Origin of the sequence: Caldicoprobacter faecalis (assembly GCF_900115765.1) — a bacterium.
GTDB classification, from domain to species: domain Bacteria; phylum Bacillota; class Clostridia; order Caldicoprobacterales; family Caldicoprobacteraceae; genus Caldicoprobacter; species Caldicoprobacter oshimai.
In genome coordinates this window covers 67,973-78,525 of record NZ_FOXR01000011.1, presented here as the reverse complement: position 1 = coordinate 78,525, position 10,553 = coordinate 67,973, and the positions used below count along the sequence as shown (strand labels likewise).

General features: G+C 49.8%; 10 protein-coding genes. All 10 read right to left on the bottom strand.

The window, feature by feature from the left end:
- Window positions 1-541: 541 nt before the first annotated feature.
- The 10 genes from mnmA to aspS all read right to left on the bottom strand — a co-directional run bounded on the left by mnmA (window position 542) and on the right by aspS (window position 10,485).
- Window positions 542-1,633, bottom strand: coding sequence for a tRNA 2-thiouridine(34) synthase MnmA (mnmA, locus tag BM241_RS06150; RefSeq protein ID WP_092282298.1), 1,092 nt, complete (start codon window positions 1,631-1,633; stop codon window positions 542-544).
- Complete coding sequence (gene nifU / locus BM241_RS06145) at window positions 1,630-2,016, bottom strand: Fe-S cluster assembly scaffold protein NifU (RefSeq protein WP_025747662.1); 387 nt, start codon at window positions 2,014-2,016, stop codon at window positions 1,630-1,632. The genes mnmA and nifU overlap by 4 nt, the downstream gene beginning before the upstream one ends.
- Entirely contained in the window at window positions 2,009-3,196 is a 1,188-nt protein-coding gene (nifS, locus tag BM241_RS06140) for a cysteine desulfurase NifS (RefSeq protein ID WP_025747663.1), read from the bottom strand. The genes nifU and nifS overlap by 8 nt, the downstream gene beginning before the upstream one ends.
- A gap of 294 nt (window positions 3,197-3,490) precedes the next feature.
- The gene (locus tag BM241_RS06135) at window positions 3,491-3,937 is read right to left on the bottom strand and encodes an RrF2 family transcriptional regulator (RefSeq protein WP_092282297.1); all 447 of its coding nucleotides are present in this window, start codon (window positions 3,935-3,937) and stop codon (window positions 3,491-3,493) included.
- Between the two features lie 99 nt (window positions 3,938-4,036).
- Window positions 4,037-5,320: a replication-associated recombination protein A gene (locus BM241_RS06130; RefSeq protein WP_035146887.1), complete on the bottom strand. Its 1,284-nt coding sequence runs from the start codon at window positions 5,318-5,320 to the stop codon at window positions 4,037-4,039.
- Between the two features lie 280 nt (window positions 5,321-5,600).
- Window positions 5,601-6,854, bottom strand: a complete 1,254-nt coding sequence (locus BM241_RS06125) for a serine hydroxymethyltransferase (RefSeq protein WP_092282296.1) — start codon at window positions 6,852-6,854, stop codon at window positions 5,601-5,603.
- A 131-nt stretch (window positions 6,855-6,985) separates the two neighbouring features.
- Entirely contained in the window at window positions 6,986-7,315 is a 330-nt protein-coding gene (trxA, locus tag BM241_RS06120) for a thioredoxin (RefSeq protein WP_025747667.1), read from the bottom strand.
- A gap of 22 nt (window positions 7,316-7,337) precedes the next feature.
- Complete coding sequence (locus tag BM241_RS06115; RefSeq protein WP_092282295.1) at window positions 7,338-7,784, bottom strand: SoxR reducing system RseC family protein; 447 nt, start codon at window positions 7,782-7,784, stop codon at window positions 7,338-7,340.
- Window positions 7,785-7,853: 69 nt separating this feature from the next.
- Window positions 7,854-8,636, bottom strand: coding sequence for a tRNA threonylcarbamoyladenosine dehydratase (locus BM241_RS06110; RefSeq protein WP_092282294.1), 783 nt, complete (start codon window positions 8,634-8,636; stop codon window positions 7,854-7,856).
- Window positions 8,637-8,700: 64 nt separating this feature from the next.
- Window positions 8,701-10,485, bottom strand: coding sequence for an aspartate--tRNA ligase (aspS, locus tag BM241_RS06105; protein ID WP_092282293.1), 1,785 nt, complete (start codon window positions 10,483-10,485; stop codon window positions 8,701-8,703).
- Window positions 10,486-10,553 lie beyond the last annotated feature (68 nt).

Below are 10,553 nucleotides of genomic sequence, written 5' to 3'. Positions count from 1 at the left end.
TACCTTCATCTTTAGCTCCTTTTAAAAAAAGATAGTGCAAAATTTCAGAATCAATGGTAATATTGTATTGAGCCATTTCTCATCCCTCCAGTTAGGTTTTGGTTTTTACATTTTTAATTCTAACCAGAGGGGTGGGGGTGGCTCAACCCCTTTTTACACAATTATATGGACTTAACTTTTTAGGCAGCATTAATTACAATTCTGTTTTAATTTAAGCACACAAAAGGGAAATTTAAAAGATAATTTCAATCTTGCATAATTATCATCCGAAAAAACAATCCCCTGTTTTCTTTTTCTTCACTATTATTTGTAAAACTTCTAAGTGCTCAACTTTTAAGACTAAGGCGTTTATTTGCTATACATATAATAACTATGATTCTTTTAAGTCTGAGTAAGACAAGCCACCAAAAACTCCTCTCTCTCTTCGCCACAGATGAGGAACCTAGGAATTTATTAAAACAAATTATAAAATAGGCCATCCAACTGTCTGGATGGCCTATTTTATAATTTACTGGTTATTTTTATGTCCAAGATCCACCACTCATTTTAAAGCCTGGGCTATGGTTCCTCCTCCGACCACTATGTCATCCTGATAGAACACGGCGGCCTGGCCGGGAGTTATGGCCCTCTGGGGTTCATCAAACACCACCTTCAGTTTACCATCCTCCTGCGGATACAGAGTGGCCGGTGCCTCCTTTGCCGTGTATCTAATCTTGACGTTAGCCCTGATCGGCTCATCAATGCCGGGTACCGAGATCAGGTTTACATCCTCAACTAACATGGCCTTGGAGAAAACCTCATGGTGCCGGCCCAGGACCACCGTATTGGTTTCCGGGTGTATGGCCACCACATACATGGGCTCACCCAGGGCTATGCCCAAACCTCGCCTCTGCCCAATGGTATAATGTATTATACCCTTGTGCCTGCCCAATATATTTCCCTGGGTGTCCACAAAATATCCCGGTGGAATGGGCTTTGAAGCCCTCTCCCTCACAAAGCGGGCGTAATCGTTGTCCTTTACGAAGCATATCTCCTGGCTGTCAGGCTTATTGGCCGTCCTTAAGCCCAGCTCCCGCGCTATCTGCCTTACCTGTTCCTTAGTATAATTTCCAACAGGCATTAGGGTGTGCTCAAGCTGGTACTGGGTCATGGTGTACAGGGCATAGGTCTGATCCTTTGCCTGGGTGACCGACTTCTTAAGCAGATAACGGCCCCGCTCCTCGTCGTACTCTATGCGCGCGTAATGCCCGGTGGCAACGTAATAGGCATCAAGAGCCATGGCCCGCCTGAGCAGCTCTTCAAACTTGATGCGTCGGTTGCACATAATACAGGGATTTGGCGTGCGGCCCTTCAAGTATTCATCCACAAAATAGCATATGACCTCTTGGTCAAACACCTGCTGGAAGTTCATTACATAAAAGGGGATGCCCAGCTGATTGGCCACTCGACGTGCGTCTTCAACGGCAGAAAGCGAGCAGCACCCGCCTTCCCTTTCAACCATCTCCGGGTCATCGCTGGGCCATATCTGCATGGTCACCCCTATAACCTCATAGCCCTGCTGTTTTAGGAGATAAGCGGCTACAGAGCTGTCCACTCCGCCGCTCATCCCCACCACTACGCGGTTCTTATTCATGAATTCACCTGCTTCTCCTGCTGCCTTCTTCTGTAATCCTCAATAGCCGCCTTTATGGCCTGCTCGGCCAGTACCGAACAGTGCATCTTTATGGGCGGCAGACCATCAAGTGCCTCAGCCACGGCTTTATTGGTCAGCTCCAGAGCCTCATCAATAGTCTTGCCCTTTATGAGCTCGGTGGCCATGCTGCTGCTGGCAATGGCGGCACCGCAGCCAAAGGTCTTAAACTTCACATCCACTATTCTATTATCCCTTATCTTCAAGAATATCTTCATGATATCGCCACACTTGGCGTTGCCTACCTCACCAACACCATCAGCGTCTTCTATTTCTCCCACGTTTCTGGGATTCATGAAATGATCCATTACCTTTTCACTATACATAACGCTTACCCCCTTTATTCTGTGCAAATAGTGGAGACATCTCCCTCAGCCTCTGTACAATATCAGGTAATACCTCCAGCACATAGTCTATATCCTCATCTGTATTGTCGTCACCCAGCGTCAGCCTAAGGGAGCCATGGGCAATCTCGTGCGGCAACCCTATGGCCAGCAGCACATGGGAAGGGTCAAGTGAACCCGATGTACAGGCCGAACCGCTGGATGCCGCAATGCCCTTCATATCAAGGCTGAGCAGCAGAGATTCCCCTTCAATGAATTCAAAGCTGAAGTTGGCGTTGCCCGGCAAACGCTTGGTGGGATGGCCGTTAAGGCGTACGTTTTCTATGGTGTTGAGCACGCCGGATATCAGCCTATCTCGCATGGCCGCGAGCCTTTTACTGCTCTCTTCCAAATTGGCAACGGCCAGCTCTATCGCCTTGCCCAATCCCACGATGCCGGCCAGATTCTCGGTGCCTGCCCTCCTGTTGCGCTCCTGAGCCCCGCCGTGAATAAACGGATGGAGCTTTACGCCTTTTCTGATATAGAGCGCCCCTACACCCTTTGGACCATAAAACTTATGAGCCGACAGAGACAAAAGGTCTATGTTCATCTCCTTTACGTCAACCGGTATATGGCCCACCGCTTGTACCGCATCGGTATGGAAGTATATGCCCCGCTCTCTGGCTATCTGGCCGATCTCCCTGATGGGCTCAATGGTACCTATCTCGTTATTTGCAAACATCACGCTTATAAGTATGGTTTTATCGGTAATGGCCTCCTTCACCTGTTCGGGATAGACCAGGCCATAACTGTCAACAGGCAGATAAGTCACCTCAAAGCCCATCTTCTCCAAGTACTGGCAGGTGTGAAGCACGGCATGGTGTTCAATTGACGTAGTGATTATGTGATTTCCTCGCTCTTTGTTGGCCCACGCCACGCCCTTGATAGCCCAGTTATCGGCCTCTGTACCCCCACTGGTAAAATATATCTCCTCAGGTGAAGCATTGAGGGCAGCGGCCGTCCTTTCCCTTGCAAGGTCCACAGCCTTCCTGGCTTCCCTACCAAAGCCGTGAACGCTCGAAGGATTGCCATATATCTCCTTAAAATAAGGTAGCATCTCGTCAAGCACTTCCTGCTTGGTGTATGTTGTAGCAGCATGGTCCATGTACACTCTTTTTTGCATGCTAAAGCACTTCCTTTCGCTAATATGTTAACATTTGTATTTCCTGTTTTTGCATACATTAACTGTAATTTCTATTTCTAATAACACTAAGCCCTACCATACATAATCTTGATTACTACTATTATAATAATTGGTTAAGCATAAAACTTTTAGTTTACTTGCTTCCTAAAGCTAAAGTTTAAGCAGTTACCTATTCACTCCTGCACTCCTAGCCTCAAATAATATCTTTTAGCACCTTGTGGCTGCACAGTAACTTTATGCAATGGTAACACCATCTATTCCAATCTCCGTTTTTCAACCTTCCTTTTCCGCCTTACGCTGATGGAGCCGCTTGTAATCGTCTATCATATCCTGCAGGGTTATGGAATCCACCACCTGATTTATGCTGTCCCTGATCCTTCCCCAAACCAGGCGGGTAACGCAGTACTCGGCTTTTTCGCAGTCAGTCTCCTCGTTCTCTATCACGCAATCGACGGGAGCCATCGAGCCCTCCAGGCTCCTTATTATCTCTCCAACAGTTATCTTATCAAGGGAAGTACTCAGCATATACCCTCCCTGTGCACCGCGCACGCTCTTTACCAGGCCAGCCTTGCGCAGGCCTGCCATCAGCTGTTCCAGATAAGCCTCCGAAAGCCCTTGGCGCTCAGCGATGCTCTTTAGCGAAACAGGCTCGCCCGAAAAGTTGAGTGCCAAGTCAAACATGGCCTTTACCCCATATCGCCCCCTTGTTGAAAGCTTCACATTACACCACTCCTTAAAACCAAGTAAATTACTCGGTTTTATTCTGGACACAGGATAGCATATCTTAGTATTTTTGTCAAGATTGGCTCCAAAAAATTTTTATCTGAGCTTTTCCAGTATTTTCTTGATACTTGCCTCCCACCCAGAATCTTTGGGGAAATAATACCTAACGCCTTCCAGTTCGGGCGGCAGGTACTGCTGCTTGGCCCGGGCATTGGGATAGTCATGGGAGTACTTGTACCCCTTGCCGTGCCCCAGCTCCTTTGCTCCCGGATAGCTAGCATCCCTCAGGTTAAGCGGGACGCTCCCAACGTTTTTGGTACGGACGTCCTCCAGCGCCTTTTCTATACCCATATAGGCTGAATTTGACTTGGGCGAGCAGGCCACATACAAAGCTGCCATTGCCAGTATTATTCTGCCTTCAGGCCATCCCACGCGCTCCACTGCTTGAGCCGCTGCCACCGCCACCTGCAGAGCAGTCGGGTTTGCCAGCCCCACGTCCTCAGCCGCTGCGATTATGATGCGCCGCGCAATGAACTCGGGCTTCTCCCCCGACTCCACCAGCCTGGCAAGCCAGTGCAGCACGGCATCGGGCTCCATGTAGTTCCGCATGCTCTTTATAAAAGCACTCACCACGTCATAATGATTGTCCCCATCTTTATCATACTTTATAGCCTTCTGTTGTATACATTCCTGCGCAACTTCCAGGTCAATGTATATTTTTCCATCCTCACGGGGCGGAGTGGTCAAAGCGGCAAGCTCGAGGGCGTTCATGGCCACCCGGGCATCGCCATCGCTCAACCGCACTATGTGGTCGATGGCTTCTTCGGTGATAACGATGGGATACTCGCCCAGACCTCTTTCCTTATCCTTCAGGCACCTGTCGATAATGGTTCGTATCTCCTGTGGGGACAGGGGCTCAAATTTGAATATGGTGGAGCGGGACAGCAGCGCCTTGTTCACCTCAAAGTAAGGGTTTTCGGTGGTGGCACCTATGAGGATGATGGTGCCGTCCTCCACAAAGGGGAGCAGTACGTCCTGCTGCGCCTTGTTCAAACGATGGATCTCGTCAAAAAACAGTATAACCCGACCTTTTGGATTTAGCAGATAGTTTCTCGCTTCATCGGCTATCTCGCGGATCTCCTTTACCCCTGCGGTTACGGCATTCAACTTCTTGAATGGATACTTGGTCTCCTTGGAAATTATGTACGCAAGGGTGGTTTTTCCGGTGCCTGGAGGCCCATAGAATATGGCCGAAGTAAGCCGATCGCTCTTTATGGCCCTGTAAAGCAGCTTGCCCTTACCTATTATATGCTGTTGTCCAACGAATTCCTCCAGAGAGTTAGGACGCATCCTAGCTGCCAAAGGCATGTTCTTATCCATTTCCCTCAATCCCTTTTTTATTTTTATTATTAATCACCAACCTCCTGTGGAGGTGGCAAATTCACGGAGGACTTCAACATATGGGTTAACTTAGTCATCCGAAAAGTGGAACCTGCGATGTAAAACCGGGAAAACTGGACAACCAGCCGTTTACACCATCCCCGGCAGACCAGTTTGTCAACCATTGCACACAATGCTCAACTGCCCAAATCAAATATGCACAGAACAAAAAAGATGATCTTTTACAAGACCATCTTTTTTGCCCCGATAAGCTAGAAGTTTATTTCAAAATGCCCTGGCTGTATAGCGGATAGCGTTTGCACAGGTCATCGACTATCTCCAGAACCTGCTCCCTGTTTTTCTCAAAATCCGGCAGAGCCAGGGAAATCGCCCGTGAAATCTGGCGCATGTCTTCCTCTTTCATGCCTCTGGTGGTCACAGCCGGTGTACCCAACCGTATACCGCTGGTCACAAACGGGCTTTCAGGATCGTTTGGAATGGTGTTCTTGTTGACCGTTATCCTCACCTTATCCAGAGCCTTTTCGGCATCCTTACCCGTTATACCGCGATTGCGCAGGTCCACAAGCATCAGGTGATTATCTGTACCGCCCGAGACGAGATTAAACCCTTCTTCTATAAGACCACTGGCCAAAGCCTGCGCATTCTTTATGATCTGCTTCTGGTACTCCTTAAACTCGGGCTTTAAAGCTTCTCCAAAGCATATGGCCTTGGCCGCTATCACGTGCATCAGCGGCCCTCCCTGGGTCCCCGGAAAAATGGCCTTATCAATGATTTTTGCATATTTTCCCTTGCAGAGTATCATACCCCCCCTGGGCCCTCTCAACGTCTTGTGGGTGGTGGTGGTCACAAAGTCGGCATAAGGTACCGGACTTGGATGCAGCCCAGCCGCCACTAAGCCTGCGATATGGGCCATATCCACCATCAGATAAGCCCCGACCTCATCTGCGATCTCGCGGAACCTCTCAAAATCAATCACCCGTGGATATGCGCTGGCACCCGCAACAATCAGCTTTGGCTTGAATTCCCGGGCCAAACGCCGGACCTCGTCGTAGTCTATATAGCCGGTATTGGCATCAACGCCGTAAGGAACGATCTTGAAATATTTACCCGAAATGTTTACGGGGCTACCGTGGGTTAAGTGCCCGCCGTGGGCAAGGTTCATACCCATGATGGTATCCCCCGGTTCCAGCACTGCAAAATATACCGCCATGTTGGCCTGGGCTCCGGAGTGCGGCTGAACGTTGGCGTGTTCGGCACCAAAGAGCTTTTTCGCCCTTTCAATCGCGATGTTTTCCACCACATCGACGAACTCACAACCGCCATAATAACGACGACCCGGATACCCTTCCGCATACTTGTTGGTAAGATGGGTACCCATGGCTGCCATCACAGGCAGGCTAACGAAGTTTTCTGAAGCGATGAGCTCTATGTGGTCCTGTTGCCTTTTGAGCTCTTTTTCTATGGCCTCTGCTACCTCTGGATCAGCGTTGTATATCTCCCTCAAATCTACCATAGGCAAGACTCCTTCCTTTAATGAAATACTTTTTAACTTGAAAGCCGCTCGAATTTTATATCCATTATAATTACAACTTTCAAAATTGACAAGTTTTTTCACAAAAAAAGATCGGATTTCTTCCGATCTTTTTATAGAACAGTCTGTATTACCCTTTCAAGCTCGGCTTTTGGCCTTACCCCCACCAGCTGGCTTACAGCCTCTCCGTTTTTGAAGAAGTACAGCGTTGGTATACTCATGATCCCATATCTCTGGGCCAGCTGGGCCTCTTCATCGACATTCACCTTGCCCACCTTTAGCCTGCCAGCGTATTCATCAGCCAGCTGGTCAATGATAGGTGCAATCATCCTGCACGGACCACACCAAGCAGCCCAGAAATCTACCAAGACAGGTACATCCGATTGCAGTACCTCTTTATCGAAATTATCAGCGGTCAATGTAATAACGTTTTGACTTGCCATATCCAACTCTCCCTTCTCTTTTTTAATTATTTCCATCGCCTATGTTTTTATTATTTAGTATTGAGACCATACGCGGCGTAAAATGATTGCTCCTTCTAAAGACGGGGTCCAAAGCGCGTATAACCACAAAGGCCACCGCGGTGAAGGCAAACCCCAGCACCGCTCCTGCCAGCTGCCGGTCAATTGCCATATACCCGCCCAGTGCATACCCCACTATGACCCCCATAATCAATGCAACCAAAGGAATCAAGTAGGTTATGGCTGATGCTTTGAGTAGCTGGCCCGATTCCAAGCTCAGCTCAACCAGGTCACCTGGCTTAGCATTCAGGCTATTGGGCAGGGTAAGCAGCATGTCATTGGGCCCGGCACCCAGGCCACAGGCCCCACAGCGTCGGCATGCCGAGCTTCGCTGGATGCGCACCACCGCCATATCGCCTTTCGTTTGAATCACTTCTCCCACTTCTGTCATCAACGATCATCCCCGCTTGTAAAGAGTTCTGCAGCCAACCCCCTGATAATCAGCCTCATATGAATGAGGTTATCTAACGCCATGTGGCCAATCGATGAGGTCCTTTACCACTTCACTCGCTATGATGAAGCCCACCACCGGCGGAACAAATGATATGCTACCTGGCGGGTGCTTGCGCCCGCCCGCCTGAGCGATAACGCCTTCTGCTCGGCTCTCATTGTTTGAGTCACCTCTACCGTCAAAAGCGGCAGAAGTATACCGCGGTTTTATGGGTGGCTCGGTGGAATACACCACCTTCAGGCTGTCTATGCCCCGCTTTTTGAGCTCACGCCGCATGATTTTAGCAATGGGGTCCACCGAGGTCTGATATATATCTCCCACCCTAAAGGCGGTGGGATCCATCTTGTTCCCGGTTCCCATGCTGGAAATGATGGGTATACCCTTTTGCTTACATCTTACCACCAGGTCAATTTTGGAGCCTATGGTATCTATGGCATCGATCACGTAGTCACAGCCTATATCAAGCAGTTCATCCGCCGTGTCGGGCCCGTAGAATGCTGCGCGGCATATGACGTTCAAAGCGGGATTTATTTTAAGGAGCCTTTCCTTCATCACTTCAACCTTGGGCCGCCCAATGGTTGTGACGTCGGCATGAATCTGTCGATTGATGTTGGAGGGGCACACCCTGTCATGGTCGACCAGGATCAGCGTGCCCACCCCACATCTTGCCAGAGCCTCGGTGGCAAAGCTGCCCACCCCTCCGATGCCGAATACGGCCACGGCGCTGCTATTGAGTTTCTTAAGCGCCTGCTCGCCGATCAGCCACTGCGTCCTTATAAAAGCGTGGAGCATATCATCACCCGCGTTATCATTATATTTAACCATTTATCGCGATATTAAACCACAATTTTTAAATTCACGCATCCACACGGATATGAACCTCTTTCAGTTGTTTGGGCTCCACTTCCGATGGAGCATCGGTCAGAGGGTCTGACGCGTTCTGCATCTTTGGAAAGGCTATGACGTCCCGTATGGTATCCCTGTCGGCCAGCATCATCACCAAGCGGTCCAGGCCATACGCAATCCCTCCATGAGGCGGCGCGCCATACTTGAAGGCTTCAAGTAAAAATCCAAACCTCTGCCAGGCCTTTTCCTTTGAAAAGCCAAGGACATTCAGCATCTTCTCCTGCATCTCGGTTGTATGAATTCTTATGCTTCCTCCGCCGATTTCGACGCCGTTCAGCACTATGTCATAGGCCTTGGATCGCACCCTGGCAGGGTCGGTATCCAGGTATTGTATATCCTCATCCATAGGGGCGGTAAACGGATGGTGCTTGGCCACAAAGCGCTTTTCCTCTTCATCATATTCCAGTAACGGGAATTCGGTAACCCATACCAGGTTGTATTTCGATTTGTCCATCAGGTTCAAGCGACGACCCAGCTCCAGGCGCAGCTGCCCAAGTGCCTGGAACACCACATCGTCCTTGTCGGCCACAAAAAGCAGCAGGTCACCAGGCTCGGCTTCCAGGCGCTGCAATATGCTGCTCAGCTGCTGTTCGGTGAAAAACTTGGTGATGGGCGACTTCAAGCCGTCATGCTCAACGGCAATCCATGCCAACCCTTTTGCTCCGTAGTTTTTGACAAAATCCACAAGGGAATCTATTTCGCGCCTTGAAAATTTGACGGCACAGCCCTTGGCGTTTATGGCCCTTACGCTGCCGCCAGACGCGACAGCGCCCGAAAACACCTTGAACTCGCAGTCCCTTACCAGGTCAGTTACGTCCTTGAGCTCAAGGCCAAATCGGGTGTCGGGCTTATCTGTCCCGTACCTTTCCATGGCTTCCTTGTAAGTGAGGCGCGGCAACGGCAACGAGAGCTCAATCCCCAGAGCCTTTTTGAATATGTCGGCCAGCATCTCCTCATTTAAAGCTATGACATCATCTACATCCACAAACGACATCTCGATGTCTATCTGCGTAAACTCTGGCTGCCTGTCGGCCCTCAGGTCCTCGTCCCTAAAACACCTGGCGATCTGGAAATACCTATCAAACCCCGACAGCATGAGTAGCTGTTTGAAGAGCTGAGGCGATTGTGGCAGCGCATAAAACTTCCCAGGATGCAACCTGCTGGGCACCAAATAATCTCTGGCGCCCTCGGGCGTGCTCCGTGTGAGCATTGGCGTCTCTATCTCGTAAAAACCTTTGGAATCCAGAAAATCCCGCACCCACTTGGTTATTCTGTGGCGCAGAATTATGTTCCTCTGCATCTCAGCCCGCCTCAAATCCAGGTACCGGTATTTCAACCTCACCGACTCGGACACGTTTATGTCATCCTCAAGGCTAAACGGCGGCGTGTTCGAAACCGATAAAATCTTGAGCTGGCTTGCCACCACTTCAATCTCGCCCGTGGGAATCTTGGGATTGACGGTATCGGGATCGCGCTTTACCACCGCTCCCTTCACGGCCAGGACGTACTCCGAGCGCACCGCCTCGGCTTTTTGGAATACTTCTTCGCCGCACCGCTCCTTGTTAAATACCACCTGTACTATGCCGCTGCGATCCCTCAAATCGATAAAAATCAAGCCTCCCAGGTCACGGCGCCTGTGAACCCATCCCATAAGGGTCACCTCTTGTCCTATGTGTGCCAGGTTCAAAACGCCGCACATATGGGTTCTCTTCCAGTTTCCCATTAACTCGACCATACCGCATTCCTGGTCATCTAAACTGTACAAAACTGCACAAGTTTAGACGGCTGGGGTATTTCTTACCG

What these genes read in the sequence shown, in the direction of transcription:
- BM241_RS06115 (WP_092282295.1), bottom strand. Translation starts at nt 7,784, where the DNA reads ATGACAGAAGTGGGAGAAGTGATTCAAACGAAAGGCGATATGGCGGTG.
- BM241_RS06125 (WP_092282296.1), bottom strand. Translation starts at nt 6,854, where the DNA reads ATGGTAGATTTGAGGGAGATATACAACGCTGATCCAGAGGTAGCAGAG.
- BM241_RS06130 (WP_035146887.1), bottom strand. Translation starts at nt 5,320, where the DNA reads ATGGATAAGAACATGCCTTTGGCAGCTAGGATGCGTCCTAACTCTCTG.
- trxA (WP_025747667.1), bottom strand. Translation starts at nt 7,315, where the DNA reads ATGGCAAGTCAAAACGTTATTACATTGACCGCTGATAATTTCGATAAA.
- nifS (WP_025747663.1), bottom strand. Translation starts at nt 3,196, where the DNA reads ATGCAAAAAAGAGTGTACATGGACCATGCTGCTACAACATACACCAAG.
- nifU (WP_025747662.1), bottom strand. Translation starts at nt 2,016, where the DNA reads ATGTATAGTGAAAAGGTAATGGATCATTTCATGAATCCCAGAAACGTG.
- BM241_RS06110 (WP_092282294.1), bottom strand. Translation starts at nt 8,636, where the DNA reads ATGCTCCACGCTTTTATAAGGACGCAGTGGCTGATCGGCGAGCAGGCG.
- aspS (WP_092282293.1), bottom strand. Translation starts at nt 10,485, where the DNA reads ATGGTCGAGTTAATGGGAAACTGGAAGAGAACCCATATGTGCGGCGTT.
- mnmA (WP_092282298.1), bottom strand. Translation starts at nt 1,633, where the DNA reads ATGAATAAGAACCGCGTAGTGGTGGGGATGAGCGGCGGAGTGGACAGC.